We start from the raw sequence: 24,091 nt of genomic DNA on the forward strand, positions 1-24,091 counted from the left end.
CAGTTTCACGCCAGGGGCGGCGGCGGCGTGCTCACGGACGTTTGTCGCGGCGGTTCGAGCACGAGCGGGAGGATCTCATCCATCGCGTTGACGAGCGTCACCTTGACCTCGTCGAGGATGTCCTGCGGCACGTCTTCGAGATCCTTGCGGTTCTTCGCCGGGATGATGACGTGCTTGATGCCGGCGCGGTGCGCGGCGAGCAGCTTCTCCTTCACGCCGCCCACGCTCATGATGCGGCCGCGCAGCGAGATCTCGCCCGTCATCGCGACGTCCGAGCGCACCGGGCAGCCGAGCAGGAGCGAGCAGACCGCGGTGAACATCGTCACGCCCGCGCTCGGCCCGTCCTTCGGCGTGCCGTGCTTCGGGATGTGCACGTGCAGGTCGATGTTCTTCAGCCACTCGGGATCGAGGTGCAGCTCGCCCGCCTTGCTCCGGACGAAGGAGACGGCCGTGGTGGCGGACTCCTGCATCACGTTCTTCATGTTGCCGGTGAGCACGACGTTGCCCTTGCCGGGCATCTTCGTGGCCTCGATGAAGAGGATCTCGCCGCCCGTCGGCGTCCACGCGAGGCCCGTCGCGACGCCCGGCTCGAGCACGCGCTCCGCGATCTCGGGACGATGCTTGTGCGGTCCCAGGACCTTCTCGACGTGCTCGGGCGAGACGACCTCGAGCACCGCGTTGCCCTCGGCGAGCTTGACCGCCGTCGCGCGACAAACCGCCGCGATCTCGCGCTCGAGCCCGCGCACGCCGGCCTCGCGCGTGTAGTGGTCGATCAGCGTGGCGATGCCGGGCTCGGTGAACTCGAGCCGCTCGTCCGTGAGGCCGTGCGCCGAGAGTTGCTTCGGCACGAGGAACTCGCGCGCGATGCCGAGTTTGTCCGTGCGCGTGTAGCCCGGGACCTCGATGACCTCCATGCGGTCGAAGAGCGCAGGCGGGATCGTGTCGCGGTTGTTCGCCGTCGCCAGGAACATCACCTGCGACAGGTCGAAGGGCATGTCGAGGTAGTGATCCTGGAACGTCGAGTTCTGCTCGGGATCCAGCACCTCGAGCAGCGCCGCCGCCGGATCGCCGCGGAGGTCGACGCCCATCTTGTCGACCTCGTCGAGCACGAGCACCGGGTTCTTCGTGCCGGCCTTCTTCAAGGCCTGCAGGATGCGGCCCGGCAACGCGCCGACGTACGTGCGGCGGTGGCCGCGAATCTCGGCCTCGTCGCGCACGCCGCCGAGCGCGATGCGCTCGTACTGCCGGCCCATCGCGCGGGCGATCGAGCGGCCGAGCGAGGTCTTGCCGACGCCGGGCGGCCCGATGAAGAGCAGGATCGGGCCCTTCTTGTCGGCCCGGAGCTGCCGGATCGCGGCGTACTCGACGATGCGCTTCTTCACCTTCTCGAGGCCCATGTGGTCCTCGTCGAGGCAACGGCGCACCTCCTGCACGCTGATGCGATCGACCGTCGTCTTCGACCACGGCAGATCCGCGATCCACTCGACGTACGTCCGCGTGACGTTGTACTCGGCCGACTGCTGCGCCATCGAGCGCATGCGGCCGAGCTGCTTCTTCACGACCTTCTCGACCTCGGTCGGGACCTTCGCGCGGCGCACGCGCTCGCGCAGCTCCTCGATCTCGTCGTCCTCGCCCGCCTCGCCGAGCTCCTCGCGGATGCTCTTCATCTGCTGGCGCAGGATGTACTCGCGCTGGCTCTTGCCCATCTCCTCCTGGACCATGGAGGAGATCTCCTTCTTCACGCGGAGCACCTCGAGCTGGCGGCCGACCATCGCGAGCACGAGCCTCACGCGGGCCTTCACGTCGAAGGCTTCGAGGATCTCCTGCTTGTCGGCGACGGACGCCTGCGCCTGCGGAAAGTTCGAGGCGATGAGGTCGGCGAGCGCGCCGGGCTCGCGGACGTTGTCGAGGATGCCCGCCGTGTCGCGCGGCAGGTTCGGCATGAGCTGCAGGACCTCGCGCGTCGCTTCGCGCAGGCCCGTGCCGAGCGCGTCGAGCTCGACATCGCGGACGAGCGACTCGGGGATGCGCTCGATCTTCGCGCGCATGTACGGCTCGAGCGCGACGATGTTCTTCACGCGGAAGCGGCCGAGCCCGTTCAGGACGACGGAGTAGTTGCTCGGTCCGAGGCGGATCACCTTCACGACCCGCGCGATCGTCCCGACCGTGTAGAGCTCCTTGAACGTGGGCTCGTCGATCTCGGGCGAACGCTGGCTGATGACGCCGACCAGGGCCCGCTCGCGGCCGAGGAGGTCCTCGACGAGCCGGACGCTGCGAGGACGTCCGACGTTGATCGGGACCACCGACATCGGAAACAATACGGAATTCCGCAGCGGGAGGATCGGGACGCTATCCTCACCCGAGGAAGAGGGCGGTCGAGAGGGGGGCGCGCCGTTCGAGGCCATACGCGCGACACCCTAGTACATTTTTTGCGGACCTGCTCGTAACGCGCAGGTCCGATGCGGGCCGCGTCAGAAGTCGCGAATTTTCCAGAGCCCGTGCTCGCGGATCAGAGCGACCGTACCACCGGCGCCGTAGGACATCGAAGCGCTGTCCCCGGTCTCCTCGATGACGGCGGTCGGGAGCGCAGTTCGAATGGCCTGGACGATCCGGTTGATCTGGTCCTTCTGCGGACCTTCCCAGGCCGCGCGGAGTTTTTCCGCCGTGAGCTCCGTGCCGGTCGTCTTGGGTGCGGGCGCGTCGGTTTTTCCGGCCGGCGCGTTCTCGGCGGGCGCGGCGGGCGCGGGCTCTTCGCCGAGCGTGATGCCTTCTTTCTCCGCGTCGGGGACGTACCGGAGGATCACGTCGTAACGCTTGCGCTCGAAGGCCCGCAAGAAGCCCGCGAGGGCCTGGCGCGGCGTGGCCTGGCTGTAGAGGTCGATCGCGGCGGCGTCGATCCGCCACTTGCCGTCCTCGTAGACGAGCAGCAGCTCGTCGCCGTTCGGCAGGCTCACGGTGGCCGTGACGAGCGGATCACTCGCGGGGCGCGAGACGGCGCGGGCGATCTCGATGACCTCGTCCGGGCTCTCCTTCACCGCGCGGCGGAACGCTTCGAGGGACATCGAGCGCTTGGCATCGTCGGAGAGCAGGCGATAGGCCTCGTCGACGTGGCCTTCTTCGAGCGCGCGCGCGTAGGCGCGGAGCGTGTCGCTGGGCCCTTGCTGGACGAGGGTGCTCGGGCTGCAGGCGACGCCGAGGAGCGCGAGGGCGACGAGCCAGGCGGAGAGCTTCACGAGGCGGGCATAACACATCTACGGACGAAAGGAGCTACGATGCCCGCCATGCCGCGTGCTGCCCGGGTGGAACGAGTCACCCACGAGACCCGCATCGCCGTCGAGATCGATCTGGACGGGAGCGGAAAGAGCCGCATCGCGACGCCGCTGCCGTTCCTCTCGCACATGCTCGATCAGATCGCCCGGCACGGGCTCTTCGACCTGACCGTGGAGGCCGAGGGTGACGTGGAGATCGACGGGCACCACACGACCGAGGATCTCGGGATCGTGCTCGGCACGGCCGTCGCGCAGGCGCTCGGAGACAAGGCCGGGATCGCTCGGTACGGCGAGGCGACGTTGCCGATGGACGAGGCGCTCGTGACGTGCGCGCTCGATCTCTCGGGTCGAGCGTATTTCGTGTTTCGCGTGCCCTTGCCGAAGGCGAAGGTCGGGACGTTCGACGTGGAGCTCGTGCCGGTGTTTTTCGAGGCCTTCGCCCGGTCGGCGCAGTGCAACCTGCACCTCAAAATGCACGAGGGCGAGAACCTGCACCACATCATCGAGATCAGCTTCAAGGCCTTCACGAAGGCGCTGATGCGGGCGACGCGGATCGATCCACGCGTGGCCGGGGTGCCGTCGACGAAGGGGAGCCTCTAGCCGTGGCGCGCGTCGTGGTCGTGGATCTAGGGATGGGGAATCTGCGCAGCGTGGAGCGTGCGATCACGCGCGCGGCCGAGGATCGTGGCGTGGCGAGCGAGGTCGTTCGCAGCGGACGGCCCGAGGACGTGCTCGGCGCGGACAAGATCGTGGTGCCCGGGCAGGGCGCTTTCCGCGATTGCGCGGCGGCGCTCGCGGGTGAGCTCGGGGAGGCGCTGCGAGAGGCGGTTCGTCGAGGAACACCGTATCTCGGCATTTGCTTGGGGTTGCAAGCGCTGTTCGAGACGAGCGAGGAGGCGCCGGGAGCCACGGGGCTCGGGGTGTTCCGCGGCGCCGTTCGAAGGCTCGATCCGGGAGCAGGCGCGGACGCGGTGAAGATCCCGCACATCGGGTGGAATCGGCTGGAAATGAAGCGCGCGCCCGAAGGAGCGCTCGCCGCCTGGGGATCAGAGGCGCCGCACGTGTACTTCGTCCACAGCTATCACGCGGTGCCGGAGGATCCGGCGATCGTGGTGGCGACGGTGACGCACGGGCCGAACGTGGTCACGGCGGCCGTCGCGCGGGACAACGTGACGGCCGTGCAATTCCACCCCGAAAAGAGCCAGGGCGCGGGGCTCGCGCTGCTCGGGGCGTTCGTCGCGGCGTGACGATTACCGCTCGAAGAGCATTGCGGTGAGGAGCGGGTAGAGCTTCCGCACGCCGGGGACACTCGCGGCCACGGACGAGAGCACGTCCCAGTGATCGCGGTGGTAGACCACGACGCCGCTCTCGGAGCGGAACTCGCTCACGCCCGGCGCCGTGATCGTGACGCCGAGCGGGCCCTCGATCGTCGCGGTCCACGAGAGCATGAAATGGGGCTCCTCACCGACGAGCGCGAGGTCGTCGAAGCGCATTTCCCGAAGGCGCTTGAAGAGGTTCTCGTTGATGCGCAGGAAGCGGTCCTTGCCCGTGACGTCGTTGAACGGATCGACGAAGCGGACGTCGGGCGCGTAGATCGCGTCGAGGTCCGCGAGGACCTTCTCGCGGCGAATGTGGTAGGTGGCGAAGAGCGTGAGGATGCGCTCGGGCAGCGTGGGCATGCTGCCCGATATACCATTTCGCGTTACGCGATGATCTCGGTGAGCAAGCCTTTCGGCAGCTCGGGGTCGCCGAAATCGTCGAGCGGACCTCCCGCGGCATTCTTGCAGCCGAGGGCCGCGCCGATCGTGCCGAGGAGGCGGCCGTTATGCACGCCGTTCACGTTGACGTACTGGCCCGTCTTCAGGTAGCCGTTCGCGCCGCCCACGAGGACGTACGGGACGTCGGTGTACGAGTGGTACTTGTTCCCGAGGTCGTTCAGCCAGACCGCGACGCCGAAATCGAGGAGCGATCCGGAGCCGAGATCGTAGGCCGCGAGTTTGTCGAGCAGGTACCTGAACAGCCGCGCGTGGATGCGATCGATCTCGTGGTGCAAGAGGTACGCGCCCTCGATCGGCGGGCCCTCGGAGCCGTCGCTGTCGATACGGTGCGAGATCTTGTGGAAGCTCTTCTGCCGGACGCCGTTGATGTAATACTCGGTGCTGTCGTTGCCGTCGCCGATCTGGATCGTCGCGGCGCGCGTCGTGCCGCACGCCATCGCGAGCGCGATGATGTCCATCTGCATCCGCGCGACCTTCTCCAGGTTGTCGTTCGAGCGCGCGTCCGGGCTCATCGCCTCCATCGCCGCGACCTCTTCCTTCGTGAGCGCGCACTGGAGCCCGACCTCGAGGTCCCGGATCGACGTGAAATGCAGGTCCAATCGATCGCGGTCGGCCTTGCCGAGATCACCACGCGTCATGAGCGATTGCATCTGCTCGCGCACGAGGTCGTTCACGCTCTTGCGTTGCGCGGCGAGTTTCTTCAGGACCTCCGGGTCGAGATTGGAGAGGCCGAAGAGCGCCTGGTAGGCGTTGATCGGGTTGTGCTCGGCCGCGCGGATGACCTTCGCGTCGCGGTACGAGAGCACCTCGTTGATGTAGCCGGCCTTCTTGCCCGCGTAGAGCGTGAGGGGCTCGACGCCCGCGGGGTTGAGCTCGCGCGCGATGCGGTTGTCGATCGACTCGCCCATCGCAAGCGACTCGTTGCCGACCGGATCCGTCGAGACCTTCTGCGCCGTGAGGCACTGGTTGCCGCCGCCGGAGTGGCCGCAGCCGTTGCCCGGGAACGCGAAGTTGATGCCCTTCAGCAGGATGAGGCGCGAGGCATACGCGCTGAGCTCGCTGACCGCGCGATCACTCTCGGCGTTCATCGACTCGGTCGTGAGCGCGCCGGTCTGGCTCGGCCAGAACATCTCCGGCTCGTCGTCCGTCTTCTGCACGACGCCGTTCGCCTGGCGCATGAAGATCGCGAACGGAGGCACGTCACCCGGGCCGGCCTCGGCCTTGCGCGGCGAGAAGCTCTCCAGGAACGGGAGCGCGAGGGAGACGCCGAAGAGACCTCGAAGAAAATGACGGCGATTCATGGCGCGACCTCCACGGGGCGGCGGGTCGAGAAGGCGTCGGAGGAGACGAGTTCGAGCAGGAGGTCCTTGACGGACATGCCGGTGCGCGAGGCCTCGCCGAGCTTCGTGATGAGCGCGGCGTCCTCGACCTCGGCGTCCCTGCCGTAGGCGAACTCGAGCCAGTTCTTCGCGAAGCACTCGTTCGCCTCGCGGCTCTCCGCGAGGAGCTTGCTCCACGTGAGGGCGTCGCTGAACGTCGCCATCCCGCCGCCGAGCGGATAGGCGTCCGCGGCGTTGACCGGGAAGCCGTTGTCCTCGGACCGATAGCGGCCGATCGCGTCGTAGTTCTCGAACGCGAAGCCAGCCGGGTTGATGAGCGTGCCGTGGCACGAGGCGCCGCACGTGCCCTTGCCCGTGTGGCCGGCGACGATCTCGCGCGTGGTCTTGCCCTCGACGGGCGGGAGCGGCGGCACGTTGTTCGGCGGCGGCGGCAAACGCGCGCAGAGGACGCGCAGGTTCACGAAGACGCCGCGATGGATCGGATCGGACGCGCGGGCCGTGCCGTTCGCGGCGAGGAAGCCGGCGCGCGTGAGGATGCCGCTGCGTTTCTCGGCGTCGAGCTCGACCTTGCCGAACTCGGCGCCGTTCGGCGCGGTGACCTCGTAGATCGGGGCGAGTCTGTCGTTCACGAACGCGGTGCGCGAGGTGAGCAGTTCGTGGAAGCCGCCCTCCTGCTCGAAGACCACGTCCTCGACGAAGAGCTCGGCCTCGCGAATGAGGTCCTGGCCGATCTCGGGGACGAATTCGGGAAAGACGGCCGGATCCTTGTAGAGATCGCCGAACTTCCTCCAGTCGAAGAGCTGGCTGTGGAACGAGAGGATGACCTCGCGCGCCTGCGGATCCGCGAGCATGCGCTCGGCGTGGGCGCGCAGGCCCTCCTTCGTGTCGAGCTCGCCCGCCGCCGCGGCCTCGAGGAGGACGTCGTCGGGCATCGTGTTCCAGAGGAGGTACGAGAGCCTCGAGGCGAGCTCGTAGGCGGCGAGCGGGATGAGGCCATCGGGGCGCGGCTTGCGCGTGCCCTCGACGCGGTAGATGAAATGCGGCGACTGGAAGAAGGCCGAGAGGACGTGCTCGACGCCGGCGAGGAAGGGATCGCCGTCGATGAGGGACGGGGCCTCGTTGAAGAGCGCGACGTGCGTGTCGATCTCCTGGGCCGTGAGGGGGCGGCGATACGCGCGCTTGCCGACGGTCTCGATGAAGGCGCGGGCGCGGGCCTCATTTCCTTGTCCCTCGTCGGCCGGCACGAGCGCCGCGACTTTTGCGGGATCCGAGACGACCATGGCCGCGAGCTCCTCGGCGGCGCGCTGGTAATCGGCCCACAGGTTCGGCGTGACGGAAAGAACGGCCTCGTTGTTGTCGAAGACGCCGCCGAGCGGATCTCCGGTGAACGACGCCGAAAATCCGGGGCGCTCTTCGAGGCGCAATACATCACGCGTCGAGTTTTCCCATTGCGCATGGGTCAAGCGCGGGAAGGCGCTGCGCTCGGGTACCGATTGAACGGCTGCTTGATCATCCGATGAGCCACCAATCGTCCCGACGCACGAAGGCAAGAGACAAGCGAGGACGATCGCTCCGGCGCGTAAAAGCGTCGGAATGCGGCGCATGACGGAGGAAGGGGCGCTGAGAGTCTCCATGCCGGCCACCTCCAGGGCTTTGGCAATCACGGTGGTATGCCGGGTGTCCACGCGCGTCAACGCTCGAACGCGGCTTCCGATCCAAGGGACCGCCGAATCCCTTGGAGCCCACAAGAATTTCGCAATGGGATTAGATTTTGCTGTCAAGGACGGTCCTCCGGGGGGCTTTACCCCCGGGCAGGGGCCCCTGTAGGCTCACGCCGTGCTTCCGATGAACGCGGTGCCGCGAAAGGCGGCGAATCGCTCGCGATCCTCGCGAGCGGCGGCGTGGGCCTTCGCGCTTTCGACGCGCCTCGCGGCGCCGGTCCTGGGCTTCGTCCTGGCGAGCGCGCCGGGTTCGGCCTCGGCCGCGGAGCCCGCGGCGAAGAAGGTGCTGGCCGTGTACGTGGAGGGCCAGGACGCGGACGCGGTGCGCGAGGACATCGCGGCCGCGCTGCCGGATCGGATCGCCGTGACCCCGACGAAGGAGTTCGCGGCGGCGCTGAAGAAGGCAGGCCAGGCGAAACCGCTCGGCGCCGCGATGACGAACGCGAAGCAACGCGACCGGCTCGTGCCGCGCGTGCAGCAAGCGGGGTCGATCGTCGGCGCGGGCGCGGTGCTCGTGGGCGTCGTGCAGAAGGTGCGGGGCGAGAAGCGCGTGCACCTCGTGTGGGTGAACGCGGAGGACGACGCGACGCCCGTCGACGAGGCGGTGTCGCTGAAGGGCTCCGAGGACGAACGGAGGAAGGCGATCGCCAAGGCGATCACGAACGCGGTCGAGACGTACGCGCCGGCGCCGCCGCCCGAGCCGCAGGAGTCGGCGCCGCCTCCTTCGAGCGAGACGAAGCCGAAGGAGGAAGAGGAGCCTTCGGGCCGCGTGCGGCATCAAGCCGGATCGTCGATCGTGTCGGCGGAGGTCGGCTTCGAGCTCGGCGGGCGCGTGTTCACGTACTCGGACGGGATCTCGGGGAACTTGCGGCGTTACGACGTGTACGGGGCGCCCGTGGGGGCCGTGCAGGTCGAGGTGTTCCCGGCGGCGATGACGACGATTCCCGTGCTGCGTGACCTCGGGATCTCGGCGGGGTACGCGCGCGCGTTCGGGCTGCAATCCGCGACGGAGGGCGGCGAGCCGGTAAGCACGGTCTACCAGCGGATCACGGCGGCGCTGAAGTACCGGATCCCGCTCTCGCGGCCGACGGGGCCGGTGATCGGCGTGCTCGGCGGGGTCCGGTGGCAGACGTTCGCGATCGACGCACCCGGCGCGCTCGGAGATCAGGTGGCGAACGTGGATTACCTGGCGATCCGCGCGGGCGTCGACGGGTGGATCCCGATCGGGCCGGTCGCGGCGATCCTCGGGTTCGAGTGGCTCGAGCCGCTCACGACGGGCGCGGTGTACGATCGGTTCTCGGGCCCGAAGGTGCATGGAATCACGGCGGCGGCGGGGCTCGCCGTTCGCTTCGCGTCGGGGCTGCAGATCCGGCTCACGGGCCACTACGATCGGTTCTTCTCGGACTTCGATCCCGTGCTCGGCGATGCGTACGTGGCGGGCGGCGCGCTCGACCAGTATTTCGGCGTCCGGCTCGGCCTGGCCTACATGGATTGAGGAGACGATGATGAACGCGCGCTTCCTTCGTATCTGCGTCGTGGCGCTCGGCGCGCCTCTCGTCGTCGCGCTCGCGGCCGGTTGTCCGGGCACGTTGACCGAGGAGGAGAAGGCGATCTTCCAGGGCGGCGGCGCTTGCCCGGACGTGCCTGCCATGCTCGCGGCGAAATGCGGCACGGCGAACTGCCACGCGTCTGGCTCGACGACGGTGGACCTCGCCTCGCCGAACCTGGAGTCGCGGCTCGTGAGCGTCGCGGGGACCGAGTCATGCGGGAGCGTGATCCTGGCGAACCCGATCGACGCGGCGGGCAGCCTGATCTACGCGAAGCTCCTGGATCCGCCGCCGTGCGGGCTGAAGATGCCGCTCGGCGGTTCGATGAGCGATCTCGAGATCAACTGCGTGAAGCTCTGGATCGAGAGCCTCGATCCGAACGCGGGCCCAGGCTCGGGCGGCATGGGTGGCATGGGCGGCGCCGGTGGCATGGGCGGCGCCGGCGGCATGGGCGGCGGCATGGGCGGCGGAGGTGGGTGAGGACCCCTTTCGCTCGAGGTCGACCGCCAGCGAAGGTGGGCGAGCACCACTTTCGCCCGGGGTCGACCCCCGGCGAAGGTGGGCGAGCACCACTTTCGGTGAAGCCGCTTCGCTGGGGCTTTGCCCCAGGCCCCACCAGGGGCTGTCCGCCCCTGGACCCGGACCAGCGCAAGCGCTGGACTCGGGGTCGATGAACTGCGCTCCGCGCAGTTCATCGAACGAGCCGGGGTTCAAGACCGGCGACGGCCCTGCCAGCGACGGGCAGGGCCGTCCCACCGGCCTGTGGGAAAAACTGCGCGGAGCGCAGTTTTTCCCCCTGAGGTCCAGGGCTTGCCCTGGTCCGGGTCGAGGGGCGGATAGCCCCCGCGGGGCCCGGGGCAGCGCCCCGGCGCAACGGCCCCTCTAAGACAAAGCCTTCGCGGGGGGCCGTCGGATCAAGACGAACGGCTGCACGATGGCCGCGAGGAAGCGCGTGCTCGCGTCGAGTGACCAGCGCGTGAGCTCCTCGGCCGTGGGCTTCTGGAGTTTGCCTGCGCGGATCCACGCGTCGACGGAGGGCACGTCGTTCTTTGCGAGGGCCACGCCGACGTCGAGCAGATCGAGCGCGTCGTCGACGATGATCACGGCGTCGCGCGCCAGGTGCGCGCGGAGGTCGCTCCAGTGGACGTCTCCGAGGGTCTCGGCGATGCGTTCGCGCATGGTGGCGAGAGCCTAGCTTTTCCTCGGCCTGGTTCCATCGTAGGCCACGGGTCGCGATGTTGATCCTCCCTGCGATCGATCTCTTCGAGGGCAAGGCCGTCCGCTTGCATCAAGGGCGCTATGACGCCGTCACCGTCTACGACGCGGATCCCGTCGGCCTCGCGGCGAAGCTCGCGGGCAAGGTCGAGACGCTGCACGTGGTCGATCTGGAGGGCGCGCGGGAAGGTCGTCCCGTGCAGAGGGAGCTCGTCCGCGCGGTCGTACAGGCGTTCGGGCCGGGCGTGGAGGTCGGCGGCGGGGTGCGATCGGCCGAGACCGCGGAGGAATACCTCGCGCTCGGGGCCGACAAGGTCGTGCTCGGCACGGCGGCGATCCGCGATCTCGCGATGGTGCGCGCGCTCGCGACGGCGCACCCCGGGCGCGTGGTGGTCGCGCTCGACGCGAAGGACGGGTTCGTCGCGGTGGAAGGGTGGGTGCAGACGTCGACACGCACGGCGCTCGACGTGGCGCGGGATCTCGCGGGCGCGCCCGTGGCTGCGCTGCTCTACACGGACGTCTCGCGCGACGGCACGCAGGCGGGGCCGAACGTCACGGCCACCGCGGCGCTCGCCGAGAAGGGAGGGTTTCCCGTGATCGCGTCGGGCGGCGTGGGCACCCTCGAGCACCTCCGCGCGCTCGCGCGTGTCCCGGGCGTGGCCGCCGCGATCGTGGGGCGCGCGCTGTATGAGCGCGTTTTCACGCTGGAAGAGGCAATCGCCGCGGCGGCCTCCGTTCCTTGACGCACCCGGTTCGGTACGCGAAACACCGCGCCCGCCCTTTTCCTGCGGCGATCATCGTGTACCCTTCGCGCCGTGGCCGATCGAGCATCCCCGCCGCGCCCTCCTCCGGGTGATCCCGGGGAGGACTTTCTCTTCCACCTGTACCGCGGCGGCGAGCTCCTGCAGGACAACCGCGTCTCGGAGGCGCGGGTCGAGCTCGAACGAGCGCTCGAGCTCTCGCCCGCGGATCCGAAGGGCCAGGACCTGCTCGGCGTCGTCTACTTCCGGCTCGGCCTCTACCCGCGGGCCGTCGCGCTCTACGAAAAGCTCGTCCAGGCGTACCCGGAGCCCTTCGAGCCGCGCGTGAACCTCGCGCTCTGCTTCCTGAAGACGGGGCAACCCGCGCGAGCGCGGCAGGAGCTCGAAAAAGTGGTCGCGCAGCACGCGGGCCACCAGCGCGCGTGGGGCTACCTCGGCCTCGCGCACCAGGCGCTCGGCGACCCGGATCGCGCGCTCCACGCGTTCACGCGCGGCGGTCACGAGGCGATGGCGCGAAGGATCATGGACGCGACCGGTGTGACGCTGAACGGACAGCGCAAGCCCTCGATGCCGCCGGGATCGTTCACCGAGCTCGATCGCACGATGGACCTCAACCCTTCGAGCGCGCTGCCGCAGTCGCTCTCGGCGGGGTGGGACGCGCTGCTCGCCGCCGCGGACGGTCCCCCTGCCCGCGCGACGCCTGCCGCGAACGCGACGACGAACGGCGCGGCGAAGTCCGACTCGCCGCCGCGCGGACCGCTCTCGCCGACGGATCTCGGCCGGCGACACACGCTGACGTTTCCCGCGGAAGGGAAGATCGCGGCGCACCCGGGCGGCGTCTTGCTCGTGGCGGCGACGAACGGTTTTGCGGTGCGACCCTCGCTCGTCCGCTCGATGGCGTACGCGAACGGGCTCCGTCACAAGCCGTTGATGCGCAGGATGCGCGGGAAGTCGCTCGAAGAGCCGCTCGGCGGCGAGGGTGATGTGATCGTCGAGCTCGAGGGGCGCGGTGATCTCGTCCTCGCGCCGCCGCCGGATCACGAGCTCGTGTCGATCGGCCTCGAAGAAGAGCCGCTCTACCTGCGCGAGGATCTGCTTGGTGGCTTCGAGGGGGCGATGAGCTACGAGAACGGCCGTATGCCCGTGGGTGACGCCGAGGCGGTCGGGATGGTGCAGCTCCGCGGCCCGGGCACGCTCGTGGCGCGCCTCAAGGGGCCGATGCTCGCGCTCGACGTCCGCGAGGGCAAGAGCTCCGCGCTCTACGCGCCGAGCGTCCTCGGCTGGATGGGCCGCGTGATCCCGCGCGCGCTGCCCCCGAGCGAGGCGCCCGCCGGCGCGAAGAGTTTTGTCGTCTTCAGTGGCGAGGGCACGGTGCTGCTCCATGGTCGCTAGCGGCTCGAAGGTGGACAAGGCGTCGCTGCGGCAGATCAAGGCCGCGCGACGGAAGACGCTCTGGGAGGACGCGCGGAACGTCCCGAACCTCCTGACGTTCGCCCGGATCGTCATGATCCCGATCGTGCTGATCCTGCTCGGGCGCGGCAGCCCCCACGACTGCTTCTGGGCCGCGGCCGTCTACGCGCTCGCCGCGATCACGGACATGCTCGACGGATGGCTCGCGCGGCGGCAGGGCCTCGTGAGCGTGCTCGGCAAATTCCTCGATCCGCTCGCCGACAAACTCATCGTCACGGGCACGCTCGTCTGGCTCGTTCCGATGGGGCGGATCTCGGCGTGGGCCGTGGTGCTCCTGATCTCGCGCGAGATCACGATCACGGCGCTGCGCTCGATCGCCTCGTCCGAGGGCATCATCATCGCCGCGGGCGAGGGCGGCAAGACGAAGACGGCGCTGCAGATGATCGGGATCGTGTGCCTGATCCTCGGCTACCCGTACTGGTTCACGATCGGCATCTTCGACTTCGGGGTCGTCGATCTCGTGCACGTGGGGCGGCTGCTCATCTACACGTCGCTCGTGTTCTCGTTGTGGAGCGCGGGCCGGTACATGAGCCTCTTCGTGGACGCCATCGACGCGAAGAACAAGGCGGCGTACGAGGGACCAGAGCAGGCGCGGGAAAAATGATAAGAGAGCCGGCGTGATTTCACGCCGTATCTTCCCGGGGTTCGTCCTGGTTGCGCTCGCCGCGGGCCTCGCCTTCGCCGCGTGTTCGAACCAGGGCGTGGGTCAGGCCTGCAGCATCGACAACAACAACACGGACTGCGAGGACGGCCTCGTGTGCGTGTCGAAGACCGAGCTGCTCGGCGTCTCGGACATCTGCTGCCCGCCGACGGGCAGTGAAGAACCCGCGTGCACGCCCGGGGCGCTCACGGGCGGCGTCGGCGGCGCCGGCGGCGCGGGCGGTGCGGGCGGTGGCACGGGTGGTACCGGCGGCACCGGCGGAACGGGCGGAACGGGCGGAACGGGAGGCACGGGCGGCACGGGTGGTGCTGGCGGCGCCGGGGGCAGCGGGGGCTAGGGCCCAGCGCGTGCCGACGTCGACCGAAGCTCACTCGCTCCCGTTCGCGCCGAGTGATCTCGACACGCTCGCGGGCGCGCCTGGGCCGATCCGCGTGGCGGGTCGGGTGCTCGAGGTCGTGGACGACGAGGTCGTCGTCGCCGATGCGTTCGCGCGCGTGACGATCACGCTCGCCGAAGGATCCCTCGCGCCCGCGGATCTCGCGGTCGTCGAGGCCTCGTTCATCGCCGGCAAGCTCGCGCAGGGCCGCGTGCTCGAGCGGCGCACGCCGAACGCGCCGGCCGTGTCGCAAGGCGCGGCGAGCGAGGCGCCGAAGACCGAGACCGAGCGGCTCGTGTTCCGAGGTGTGGGGCGCGCGCTCCGAGCCCGGGCGGAGGCGCTCGCCGAGGTGCGATCGTTCTTCGTTCGCAGGGGTTTTCTGGAGGTCGAGACGCCCTCGATGGTCCCCTGCCCCGGCCTCGATTTGCACCTCGATGCGTTCGGTGTGGAGGGAGCTCCGGCGGCTCGGCCGCTCTGGCTCATCACGTCGCCCGAGTACCAGATGAAGCGCCTGCTCGCGGGCGGCGTGCCGCGCTGTTTCCAGCTCGCGCGCTGTTATCGCCGCGGCGAGATCGGCAGCCGGCACAACCCCGAGTTCACGATGCTCGAGTGGTACCGTGCCTTCGCGCCGATGGACGCGGTCGTCGCGGACACGGAAGAGCTCGTGCGATCGGTCGTATCGAAGCTCGCGGGGACGAGCGTGATCGAGGTCGAGGGGACGCGCGTGGATCTCGCGGCGCCGTTCGAGCGGATCTCGGTCGGCGAGGCGTTCGCGCGGTACGCGGGCACGAGCGCGGACGAGGCGATCACGATGGCGAGCGAGGACGAGGATCGGTTCTTCCGGCTGCTCGTCGAGGAGGTCGAGCCGCGCCTCGCGCGCCTCGGCCGGCCGGTCTTCCTCGTCGAATACCCTGCCCCGTTCGCCTCGCTCGCGCGCCTCTGCCCGGGCGATCCGCGTGTCGCCGAGCGCTTCGAGCTCTACGTGGGTAGCCTGGAAGTGTGCAACGGCTTCGGCGAGCTGACGGATCCGATCGAGCAACGCGCGCGTTTCGAGCGGGATCAGGCGCAGCGGCGCGCCGAGGGCAAGCCCGTCTACCCGATCGACGAGCGGTTCCTCGCGGCGCTCGCGGAGGGCATGCCGCCCGCGGCCGGCAACGCGCTCGGCATCGATCGGCTCGTCGCGCTCGGCATCGGCGCGCACGCGATCGGCGACGTCACGGCTTTCCCGTACGCGTGGCTGTGAAGGCGCCCGCGCCGAGCCGCGAGGCGCTCTCTGCGCTCGAGAGCAAATACGCCGAGATCGCGGAGCTCCGGCGCGCTCGGGATCGCGGCGAACCGATCCCCGAGCGCGCCGTGTTCAAGGCCCTCGCCGAGCGCTTCCCGGGCGCGCTGCACGAGCTCGACACCTTGCCGCTCGACGTCGTCGACGCGCGCCTCGCCGCGGTGCGAAGAGCTCTCGCGGTCGGACCGATCGAGCCGTGGATGGCATGGATGACGAGCTACCACGCGCTGCTCCGCGCGGGCCTGCGCATCCGGATCCGCACGACGAAGGACCGCGATCGCGGCGCGGAACGGGCGAGCGAGCTCGCCGAAGACGCGTCGTCGTACGCGGGCATCGAGGTCGACGTGGCGTTCGTGCACGCCGCGCTCCGCCCGCCGAAAGGCCGGCTCGTGGGCGTCGTCTACGCGCGCCTCGAAGCCCTCTTCGGCGAGCCGGCCTCGTTGATCCGCGCGACGCTCTTCCCGAGGCTGCGCGATCGCCGCACCCCGGAGACCTCGGGCGACGACGAGGCGTGATAGCCTCGGCTCGATGAGCGAGCCGGCCGAGAACCCTTACCTGGCTCCCGCGGAGGCCGATCCACCGAAGCGGCGCGGCACGACGCTCGCGGACAGCCGCATCCTCCGCTTCGTCTTCTTCGGCTTGCTCTACCTCGCGCAGGGCATCCCGTGGGGCTTCCTCGCGGGCGGCTACCGCGTCTTCCTGATCGATCGCGGCCTCAGCAACGAAGCCCTCGGCACGGTCATGGGGATCGCCTACCTGCCCTGGAGTTTTAAGGTCTTTTATGGGCCGCTGCTCGATCGATACCGCGGAGGCCGCTTCGGCCGGCGGCGCCCGTTCATCATCCTCGCCGAGATCCTCATGGGCCTGCCGCTGCTCGCGCTCGCGGCCGCGGATCCGGGCCGGCTCGGCCTGATCAACGTGCTGCTGTTCGCGCACAACACGTTCGCCGCGCTGCAGGACCTGGCCGTGGACGGGCTCGCGGTGGACATCCTGCCGGCGAACGAGACCGGCCGCGCCAACAGCATCATGTGGGCCGGCAAGACCCTCGGCGTGACGCTCGGATCGAGCGGCGCGGTGATCGCGAAGCACATCGGATGGCAAGCGACGTTCGTCGCGATGACCTTGCCGGTGTGGCTCATCATGATCGTGCCGCTGCTCGTGCGGGAGCGGCCGCCGAGCGAGGACACGCGCCTCGGGCGTGAGGGCAGGCGCCTCGACGTCCCGGAGCTCGTCCGCACGCTCAAGTTCCCCTCGACGCTCGCGGGGTTCCTCATCGCGTTCCTCGCGCCGGCCGGCTTCGCGCTCGTCGGTACGTTCACGACGCGCCTCTACCGCAAGGACCTCGGGCTCTCCGAGGAGGCGCTCTTCCTGCTGAACGTCATCGACGCGCCCGCCGGCATCGTGGGCTCGCTCGTCGGCGGCGCGCTCGCGGACCGCTTCGGCATGCACAAGGCGATCGCCGCGGGCATGGCCTGGATCGGAGGCGTCATGGCGCTCTTCGCGACGCTCTCCGGTCTCTGGCCTCGTTACGGGTTTCTCGTCGCCTACCAGGCGCTACTGCAGATCGGGATCTGCTTCTACAGCGCGGCGGCGCTGAAGTTCTTCATGAGGCTCACGAACCCCGCGGTCGGAGCCACGCAGTTCACCGCCTACATGGCCATGACGAACCTCTGCTACTCGTTCACGGCGCGCTACGGCGGGTGGATGGCAGATCATCTCGGCTACGCGCGCGCGATTCTCATCGCCGCGATCGTCCAGGTCGTGACGATCCCGCTCCTGCTCCTCTGCGATCCCAAGAAGGCCGAGGCGCGCTTCCGCAGCGACGAAAAAGACGCGCAGACTGCAACACGGGTGTGAGCTCCGCGGTGTGCGTTTTCGCGCGCGGAGCACACACGGCGAAACATTCTCACCTCACGTGAACGTACACAGTTCGTAACGATTCGGTCGTTGCGGCGAGGCTTTCGATCGGCCTACATCGATGCCTCACGCGGGACGACAATCGTTCGAGGTGAAACGAATGCGTAGACGATGGACGTGGCTGTGCGCCGCGACGCTCTCGGGAGCCGCGCTCGCGGCAGGGTGCGGCGGAGCCGACGAGGATCTCGGGTTCAACTCGGGCCCGGGCGTCGGGGGCGGCGCAGGACAAGGCGGCGCGGGCCAGGGCGGAGCCGCGCAGGGCGGCGCGGGCCAAGGCGGCGGAGGGCCCAAGGGCCCCGTCGATCTACGCGCCGACGTGAACCGCAACGGGAGCGTCGATTTCGACGATCCCACCGAGGATCAAGGCGAGGACACGTGGGACGCCGCGCACGGCGCGATCTTCCTCGCCAACGTCGACGACGATCAGGCGCAGTGCCCCTCGAGCGGCCAGGCCGATTCACAGCTCGTCGCGTGCAACGACGCCGCCGACACGATCGTGAACGGCGAGGATGATCTCGCGGATCTCGCGCGGATCGTGGCCGCGCCGTGGCCGGAGGCGTACGCCGATGCCGAGGGCACGATCACGGTGAGCGCGCCGGAGCATGTCCGGCTCTTCCGGAAGACCGCGCTGGGGTCGTTCGAGGTCTTCAACGTCGCGACGAAGATCCGCCAGGCGGATCTCGCGGCCGGCGTCGAGTTCGCGATCGAGGCGCTCGACATCGTGCGCGATGAGACGGTGTGGGACGGGTTCGTCGACGTCTCGCTCACGGTGACGAGCACCGATTCCTCGGGCGCGCCGATGCCGGAGGTGAAGGACACGGTGCGGCTCCGCGTGGCGCCGGTGCTCTTCCGCCACCACCTGCACCCGGCGCGCACGATCTACGCGGCGAACGTGCAAGGGCAGTCGTCGTCGTCGACGGCGTTCCGCAACGATCTGAAGGCGGCCATGCAGACCGCGGGCCTCAGCGAGCCGCTCTACGAGCACGCGAGCTCGGATCAGTGGACGCAGGACTACTTCGAAACCGCGTACACCTCGATGCCCGGCCCCGGCGGCAAGCAGCAGGTGATGCACGTGAACTTCCGCTCGGCGAACCACACGGGCAACCTGCGCCCCGCGGGCCGGATCGTGTTCGCGCTCCGCGGCAAGGACGTCGGGGGTCTCGCGCAGTTCGATTCAACGCACTCGAACCAGATGGATTCGCTGAACTCGTTCGGCAATCTGGAGACCGTTCCGCCCTACACGCACGACGGCAAGAGCTACCCGAACGGACGTGTGCTGCGCGGATCGACGCCCTCGTACTACCCGGACAAGAGCTTCGACCGCATGGTGAGCGCGCAAGGCGCGCAGCCGATCATCTACATCGATACGGAGTGGCTCCTGGTCGGTCACGTCGACGAGACGACGACGTTCGTCAAGGCCAACACGCCGCGCGGCTGGGCGCTCGGACTGAACGACGCCGCGCTCGCGAAGCAGATGCTCGAGGACGCGAAAGCGGCCGGGCACGGCAACGTGCCCATGTTCGTCGGCCAATACTGGTGGGGCAACGTGCCCGCCGAGGTCACGATCGACGAGGTGCTGGACGACCCCGACGTGATGAACGAGAGCGCATCCTCCGCGGTCGAGGTCGCCGGGCAGCTCGAGGTGCTGAAGCAGGAGACGGGCATCACGGACGCGGAGATCATCCGCATCCCGTTCTTGCATCAGCCAGCGGAGGGCTACTCGGTCGCCTACCAGCCGGGCACGGTGAACGGGATCTACCTCTCGGACACGGTCTTCGGCGCGCCGAAGCCGCACGGCCCGATCATCAACGGAGAGGACATCTTCGAGGCGCAGCTCATCGAGGCGTTCAAGCCCTACGGCATCACGGTGAGCTTCATCGAGAACTGGAACCTCTACCACCGCAACGACGGAGAGGTGCATTGCGGGTCGAACACGACGCGGGTCGTGCCGGAAACGAACCCCTGGTGGGGAGGTGCTCTATGAAGGCGAAGCGTGTCTTGGGGATCGGCCTGGTCGCAGCAGGGCTCTTGCTCTCGGCGCTCACGGGCGTGGCGAGCGCAGCCGAGGGTGTGTGGATCGGTCCGGATCGGATCGCGGAGCAGGATCGGGCGGCGCTCGTGCAGGCGATCGGAGTCGCGCGCAAGGAGAACCCCACGGCGTTCGATACGCTCGCGCGGCTGCGCGAGGACATGCCGGCGCTCGACGCGCAAAAGCGCGGTCGGTACGTGCCCGTCGCGGCGATCTTGAAGGGCCTCGGCAAGGACGCGCTCCTGCCGATGCTGAACGAGCTCGCGGTGGACGCGAAGCCGCGCGGAGACATGCCCGACGACGCGTGGCACGCATGGCGCGTGGGCCTCGTGGAAGCCGTGGGCGCACTCAGGGACGGCCGCGCAGCGCCCGTGCTCTTCGCGATCATCGACACGACGGAGATGGACACGGATCTCGTGCGAGCCGCAGCCTCGGCGCTCGGCAAGCTCGGCACGGACGCAGCAGCGCGGAAGCTCGTCGGCATGGCGAAAAAAGAGGGCCCGAAGCAGAAGGGCGTGCTCGCAGGGATGGGCGATTGCCGGAGGCTCGTCGTGGCCGAGGCACTCGCATCCACGCTGCGCGCGCACCCGGACGCAGAGACGGCGATCCTCGTGGCGCGATCGCTCGGCGACGTGGGCTCGGCGTGGGCCTGGAAGACGCCGATCATCGCGGCAAGCGGCGAGGAGGATGCCGTGCGCGCAGCTGCGTCGCAGGCGCTCGTGGATTCGTACCTGCGATACGAAGGCGAGGCGCGTACAGCCATCACGAAGGCCGTGCTGATGGTGGATCACCCGTCGACGCCAGCGCTCGTGGAGGCCGCGAAGCGCAGCGCTCGCCCGGGGGATCAAGCAGCACTCGACGCGCTGCTCGAGCGGTTCAAGAACAGCCCGCTCCACCGCTGAGCGATCCGAAGCCGCTGCGCTGGGGCTTTGCCCCAGGCCCCACCAGGGGCTGTCCGCCCCTGGACCCGGACCAGCGCAAGCGCTGGACCCGGGGTCGATGAACTGCGCTTCGCGCAGTTCATCGAACAGGCCAGATCAAGACCACCAACCACCTTGCCAACCGAGACAGCCGCGATGCCATTTCGACGGGCAACGCTGTCTCTGGTCTTCCAACGGGCCCGTTGGAAGAACTGCGCATCGCGCAGTTCTTCCACCCCGAGTCCAGGGCTTGCCCTGGTTCGGGTCGAGGGGCGAACAGCCCCCGCGGGGTCCGGGGCAGCGCCCCGGCGCTACGGCACCAGCCTCAAACGCCCTGCACGTCCGCGCCCCAGATCACCTTGTGGAGCTGGACTTGCACGCGCACGAGTAGGCTGTCCTCGAGCACCCAGGCCACGAGATCCTTTGGGGAGAGTTTGCCCCAGACGGCGGATGCGAGCAGCGTGCAGCCGAGCCGCGCGAGGTCGCGCTCGTGGATCACGGTGCGCATCCATTCGTAGTCGGCGCGATCGGCCAGCACGAACTTGATCTCGTCGTGCGGGCCGATGTGCGCGAGGTTCGACCAGCGGTTGCGATGGGTCTCGCCGCTGCCGGGCGCTTTGAGGTCCATGATCTTGTGGACGCGGGGATCGACGCGAGAGACGTCGGCCTCGCCGCTCGTCTCCACGAGCACCGTCCGACCCGCGTCGCAGAGCTCGCGCAGGAGTGGGATCGCGCCGGGTTGCAGGAGCGGCTCGCCTCCCGTGAGCTCGACGAGCGGCGTGCCGAATGCGAGCGCCTTCTCGCGCACCTCGCTGCGCGGCATCCGTTTTCCGCCGTAAAACGCCTGCGTCGTGTCGCACCAGGCGCAACGCAGGTTGCAGCCGGTCAAACGCACGAACGTGCACGGCAGCCCGGCGAACGTGGATTCGCCCTGGATGCTCGAATAAATCTCGTGGACGACGAGGGTGTCTTCCTTCACGGCCGGCGACGTTCTTACCCCGCGGCCTCGCCCGCGCCAGGCCCGCCGCGAACCCGAGCGCCTGGCGAGCCGAGCGGACCGTGCGTCGTGATGCTCCCCGAGCCGATGCGATGCGTGGCGCCGTCGCTCGTGATCACGCGGAGGTAACCCTCGCGATCGATGCCCGCGGCCGTGCCCGAGACGCCCGAGACGTCGATGGGCACGCCGCGAAGGACGTCACGGTGGTCGAGCTCGGCGAGGAACGGGTCGAGCCCGTCGGCCTCGAAGACGCGCACGGCGCGGCCGATCTCGGCGAGCAAGCGCGCAGCGATCGAGGAGCGGTCGAGCCCGCGTCCGCCGAGCACGTGGAGCGAGGTCGCGCGGGAGGCGAGCTCCTCGGGGAACGAGGAGGCGTGCACGTTGAGCCCGATCCCCGCGACGACGGCGTCGATCGCGCCGCCGCGCAGGGCCGTCTCGACGAGCAGACCCGCGAGCTTCTTGCCGTCCACGAGCACGTCGTTCGGCCATTTGACACCGGCGCGCGGGCCGCTCGCCGCGCTCGCCCCGAGCAGCTCGTCGACGACCCGCGCGACGCAGACGCCGAGAACGAGCGCGAGCGGTGGCAACGCTTGGGGCGCGAGCTTGGGGCGAAGGACGACGGAGAGGTAGAGGTTTTCCCCGGCCGGCGAATGCCACGCGTGGCCGCTGCGGCCGCGCCCCTGGGTCTGCGCGTCGGCGAGGAACGACGCGCCGTGGGGCGCGCCTCCGGAAGCAGCTCGGCGCGCGTCGTCGTTCGTCGAGGCCGTGACGGAGGCGACGACGACGGGCTTGCCGACGCTCGCGCCGAGCCTCTCGAGCTCGGCCTCGATGCGGAGAGGATCGAGGTCGCTCAAAGCTGAAAATCGAGCCCGATGTCGGCTGCGGGCGCCGAGTGCGTGAGGGCTCCGACGCTGATCACGTCGACGCCGGCGAGCGCGAGCTCCGTGATGCGCTCGAGCGTGATGCCACCCGAGGCTTCGAGGATCGGCCGCGGCGTGAGCGACGCCGCGCGGGCGACGGCGCGCGCGACGTCCTCGGTCGAGAAGTTGTCGAGCAGGATGATGTCCGCGCCCGCCGCGATCGCCTCTTCGAGCTGCACGAGCGAGTCGACCTCGACCTCGATGCGCGAAGAGTGCGGCGCGTGCGCCCGCGCGCGCTCGACGGCGCGGGTGATGCCGCCGGCCGCGACGATGTGGTTGTCCTTGATCATCACCGCGCTGCCGAGATCGTTCCTGTGGTTGATCCCGCCCCCCATGCGCACGGCGTACCGCTCGAGCGCGCGCAGGCCCGGCGTGGTCTTGCGCGTGTCGGTGATGCGCGTCCGCGCGCCTTTCGGCACCGCGTCGACGTAACGGCGCGTGACCGTGGCGATGCCCGTCATGCGCTGCACGAGGTTCAGCGCTGTCCGCTCGGACGCGAGCACCGCGCGGGCGGGGCCTCGCACGCGCCAGAGCGTCGTCCCGGCGGGCGCCTCTTTTCCGTCGGGCACGAGCGTCTCCACCACGCAACGCGGATCGACCCGCGTGAACACGCGCCGGAACACCTCCGCGCCGCAAGCGATCACGGCCTTGCGCGCGACGGCGGCGGCGTCCGCCTGCGTATCTGCATCGACGCAGGCCTCGCCGGAGAGATCACCGCCGGCGAGGTCTTCTTCGAGCGCGCGATCGACGATGGCGTCGAGGATGGGGGGAGCAATCATCGGGCTCTTCTTACCACCGGAGCACGGCCGCGCCCCAGGTGTAGCCGCTGCCGAACGCGGCCGTCAGCACCGTCGTGCCTTCCTTGATGCGTCCCTCGGCCACGGACTCGCTGAGGCCGATCGGGATCGTCGCGGCCGTCGTGTTGCCGTACCGCTCGATGTTGTGGACGACCTTCTCCTGCGGCAAACCGAGCTTGTCGGCCACGTACTGGTTGATGCGCATGTTCGCCTGGTGCGGGACGAACAGGTCGATACTGCTGATGTCGATGCCGGCCGCGGCGAGCGCCTCGCGGCTGACCTCGGGCATCTTCTCGGTGGCCCAGCGGAAGACCTGCTTGCCGATCATCTTCGGGTACTGCTCGCCCTTGTCGAGCATCTCGTGCGTGATCCGCGGGATGTGCTTCGACGCGGGCGCGGGGATCCAAAGATCCTTTGCGCCCGTACCATCGGCGTGCAGGTGGATCGAGATCAGGCCGCGATCGTCGGACGGGCTCGGGCCCACGAGCGCCGCGCCCGCGCCGTCGCCGAAGAGCACGGCCACGTCGCGGCCGCGCTCGGTGAACTCCACGCCCGTCGAGTGCACCTCGGCGCCCACGACGAGGATGTTCTTGTACGCCCCGGTGCGGACCCACGCGTCCGCGACGCTGAGCCCGTAGAGGAACCCCGAGCACTGGTTGCGGACGTCGAGCGCGGGCACGCCGGGCAGGCCGAGCTTCTCGCCGAGGAAGCAACCCGAGCCGGGGAAGAAGTGATCCGGGCTCAGGGTCGCGAAGATGATCATGTCGACGTCGGAGACCTTGCGACCGGCGCGCTCGAGGGCCATCTGCACGGCCGGCACGGCGAGGTCGCTCGCGCCGATCCCGTCGTGCTCGATGAACCGGCGCTCCTTGATCCCCGTGCGCTGCTGGATCCACTCGTCGCTCGTCGGCATCATGCGAGCGAGGTCGTCGTTGGTCACCACCTTGGTCGGCACGTAATGGCCGACGCCCAGAATCGCTGAACGCATTCCGTGGCTCGTAATGCGACTCGGCCGGGTATCAAAGGCATAACGACCGACACGGTGCGTCAGCGGACGGAATACGTCCGACCGACCGGACACATCATTGAAC

General features: G+C 69.3%; 23 protein-coding genes. 13 read left to right on the forward strand and 10 right to left on the reverse strand.

The annotated features are described in order from the left end of the window. Window positions 1-5 precede the first annotated feature (5 nt). On the reverse strand, window positions 6-2,405 hold the full coding sequence (gene lon, locus QHF83_RS06930) for an endopeptidase La (protein WP_282416960.1): 2,400 nt from the start codon (window positions 2,403-2,405) through the stop codon (window positions 6-8). Window positions 2,406-2,471: 66 nt separating this feature from the next. Continuing rightward, a complete protein-coding gene (locus QHF83_RS06935) occupies window positions 2,472-3,233 on the reverse strand; it encodes a hypothetical protein (protein WP_282416961.1) in 762 nt (253 codons plus the stop codon). Window positions 3,234-3,281: 48 nt separating this feature from the next. On the opposite strand from QHF83_RS06935, the gene hisB reads away from it, so the two are divergent. Both hisB and hisH read left to right on the forward strand, forming a co-directional pair. Continuing rightward, entirely contained in the window at window positions 3,282-3,869 is a 588-nt protein-coding gene (hisB, locus tag QHF83_RS06940; RefSeq protein ID WP_282416962.1) for an imidazoleglycerol-phosphate dehydratase HisB, read from the forward strand. Window positions 3,870-3,871: 2 nt separating this feature from the next. Then, on the forward strand, window positions 3,872-4,516 hold the full coding sequence (hisH, locus tag QHF83_RS06945) for an imidazole glycerol phosphate synthase subunit HisH (RefSeq protein ID WP_282416963.1): 645 nt from the start codon (window positions 3,872-3,874) through the stop codon (window positions 4,514-4,516). 3 nt (window positions 4,517-4,519) lie between these two features. Here the strand turns inward: hisH and QHF83_RS06950 are convergent, their stop codons facing one another. From QHF83_RS06950 to QHF83_RS06960, 3 genes are read right to left on the reverse strand one after another with little or no spacing between them, the layout of a single operon-like run. Next, window positions 4,520-4,948, reverse strand: coding sequence for a nuclear transport factor 2 family protein (locus tag QHF83_RS06950; RefSeq protein ID WP_282416964.1), 429 nt, complete (start codon window positions 4,946-4,948; stop codon window positions 4,520-4,522). Between the two features lie 23 nt (window positions 4,949-4,971). Beyond that, complete coding sequence (locus tag QHF83_RS06955; RefSeq protein ID WP_282416965.1) at window positions 4,972-6,348, reverse strand: DUF1552 domain-containing protein; 1,377 nt, start codon at window positions 6,346-6,348, stop codon at window positions 4,972-4,974. Beyond that, window positions 6,345-8,021 (reverse strand): DUF1592 domain-containing protein, encoded by a 1,677-nt coding sequence (locus tag QHF83_RS06960; RefSeq protein WP_282416966.1) that lies wholly within the window; start codon window positions 8,019-8,021, stop codon window positions 6,345-6,347. Before QHF83_RS06960 ends, QHF83_RS06955 begins: the two co-directional genes overlap by 4 nt. Window positions 8,022-8,223: 202 nt before the next feature. Between QHF83_RS06960 and QHF83_RS06965 the strand changes: the two genes are divergently transcribed. Both QHF83_RS06965 and QHF83_RS06970 read left to right on the forward strand, forming a co-directional pair. Next, window positions 8,224-9,603, forward strand: a complete 1,380-nt coding sequence (locus tag QHF83_RS06965; protein ID WP_282416967.1) for a hypothetical protein — start codon at window positions 8,224-8,226, stop codon at window positions 9,601-9,603. Window positions 9,604-9,610: 7 nt separating this feature from the next. Further along, on the forward strand, window positions 9,611-10,135 hold the full coding sequence (locus QHF83_RS06970; protein WP_282416968.1) for a hypothetical protein: 525 nt from the start codon (window positions 9,611-9,613) through the stop codon (window positions 10,133-10,135). 402 nt (window positions 10,136-10,537) lie between these two features. Here the strand turns inward: QHF83_RS06970 and QHF83_RS06975 are convergent, their stop codons facing one another. Next, the gene (locus QHF83_RS06975; protein WP_282416969.1) at window positions 10,538-10,834 is read right to left on the reverse strand and encodes a DUF2288 domain-containing protein; all 297 of its coding nucleotides are present in this window, start codon (window positions 10,832-10,834) and stop codon (window positions 10,538-10,540) included. Between the two features lie 56 nt (window positions 10,835-10,890). On the opposite strand from QHF83_RS06975, the gene hisA reads away from it, so the two are divergent. The 9 genes from hisA to QHF83_RS07020 all read left to right on the forward strand — a co-directional run bounded on the left by hisA (window position 10,891) and on the right by QHF83_RS07020 (window position 20,268). After that, window positions 10,891-11,613 carry a 1-(5-phosphoribosyl)-5-[(5-phosphoribosylamino)methylideneamino]imidazole-4-carboxamide isomerase gene (gene hisA / locus QHF83_RS06980; RefSeq protein ID WP_282416970.1) on the forward strand — a complete coding sequence of 241 codons (723 nt, stop codon included), beginning with the start codon at window positions 10,891-10,893 and terminating at the stop codon, window positions 11,611-11,613. Window positions 11,614-11,685: 72 nt separating this feature from the next. Beyond that, window positions 11,686-13,023, forward strand: coding sequence for a tetratricopeptide repeat protein (locus QHF83_RS06985; protein WP_282416971.1), 1,338 nt, complete (start codon window positions 11,686-11,688; stop codon window positions 13,021-13,023). Next, the gene (pgsA, locus tag QHF83_RS06990; protein ID WP_272425008.1) at window positions 13,013-13,705 is read left to right on the forward strand and encodes a CDP-diacylglycerol--glycerol-3-phosphate 3-phosphatidyltransferase; all 693 of its coding nucleotides are present in this window, start codon (window positions 13,013-13,015) and stop codon (window positions 13,703-13,705) included. Before QHF83_RS06985 ends, pgsA begins: the two co-directional genes overlap by 11 nt. 13 nt (window positions 13,706-13,718) lie before the next feature. Beyond that, complete coding sequence (locus QHF83_RS06995) at window positions 13,719-14,099, forward strand: hypothetical protein (protein WP_282416972.1); 381 nt, start codon at window positions 13,719-13,721, stop codon at window positions 14,097-14,099. 10 nt (window positions 14,100-14,109) lie between these two features. Continuing rightward, window positions 14,110-15,381 carry an EF-P lysine aminoacylase EpmA gene (epmA, locus tag QHF83_RS07000; RefSeq protein WP_282416973.1) on the forward strand — a complete coding sequence of 424 codons (1,272 nt, stop codon included), beginning with the start codon at window positions 14,110-14,112 and terminating at the stop codon, window positions 15,379-15,381. Then, window positions 15,372-15,935 (forward strand): hypothetical protein, encoded by a 564-nt coding sequence (locus QHF83_RS07005; protein ID WP_282416974.1) that lies wholly within the window; start codon window positions 15,372-15,374, stop codon window positions 15,933-15,935. The genes epmA and QHF83_RS07005 overlap by 10 nt, the downstream gene beginning before the upstream one ends. A 13-nt stretch (window positions 15,936-15,948) precedes the next feature. Next, window positions 15,949-17,277 carry an MFS transporter gene (locus QHF83_RS07010; protein WP_282416975.1) on the forward strand — a complete coding sequence of 443 codons (1,329 nt, stop codon included), beginning with the start codon at window positions 15,949-15,951 and terminating at the stop codon, window positions 17,275-17,277. A gap of 160 nt (window positions 17,278-17,437) precedes the next feature. Further along, window positions 17,438-19,321 (forward strand): protein-arginine deiminase family protein, encoded by a 1,884-nt coding sequence (locus tag QHF83_RS07015; protein ID WP_282416976.1) that lies wholly within the window; start codon window positions 17,438-17,440, stop codon window positions 19,319-19,321. Beyond that, window positions 19,318-20,268: a hypothetical protein gene (locus tag QHF83_RS07020; RefSeq protein WP_282416977.1), complete on the forward strand. Its 951-nt coding sequence runs from the start codon at window positions 19,318-19,320 to the stop codon at window positions 20,266-20,268. The genes QHF83_RS07015 and QHF83_RS07020 overlap by 4 nt, the downstream gene beginning before the upstream one ends. Window positions 20,269-20,611: 343 nt before the next feature. Here the strand turns inward: QHF83_RS07020 and QHF83_RS07025 are convergent, their stop codons facing one another. From QHF83_RS07025 to QHF83_RS07040, 4 genes are read right to left on the reverse strand one after another with little or no spacing between them, the layout of a single operon-like run. Continuing rightward, window positions 20,612-21,265, reverse strand: a complete 654-nt coding sequence (locus tag QHF83_RS07025) for a radical SAM protein (RefSeq protein WP_282416978.1) — start codon at window positions 21,263-21,265, stop codon at window positions 20,612-20,614. A 14-nt stretch (window positions 21,266-21,279) separates the two neighbouring features. Next, window positions 21,280-22,137 (reverse strand): biotin--[acetyl-CoA-carboxylase] ligase, encoded by an 858-nt coding sequence (locus QHF83_RS07030; protein WP_282416979.1) that lies wholly within the window; start codon window positions 22,135-22,137, stop codon window positions 21,280-21,282. Further along, window positions 22,134-22,982: a carboxylating nicotinate-nucleotide diphosphorylase gene (gene nadC / locus QHF83_RS07035; protein WP_282416980.1), complete on the reverse strand. Its 849-nt coding sequence runs from the start codon at window positions 22,980-22,982 to the stop codon at window positions 22,134-22,136. The genes QHF83_RS07030 and nadC overlap by 4 nt, the downstream gene beginning before the upstream one ends. A 10-nt stretch (window positions 22,983-22,992) precedes the next feature. After that, entirely contained in the window at window positions 22,993-23,988 is a 996-nt protein-coding gene (locus QHF83_RS07040) for a beta-ketoacyl-ACP synthase III (RefSeq protein WP_282416981.1), read from the reverse strand. Window positions 23,989-24,091: the final 103 nt, after the last annotated feature.

The sequence above is a fragment of the Polyangium sp. 15x6 genome, from assembly GCF_029960785.1.
Taxonomy (GTDB): domain Bacteria; phylum Myxococcota_A; class Polyangia; order Polyangiales; family Polyangiaceae; genus Polyangium.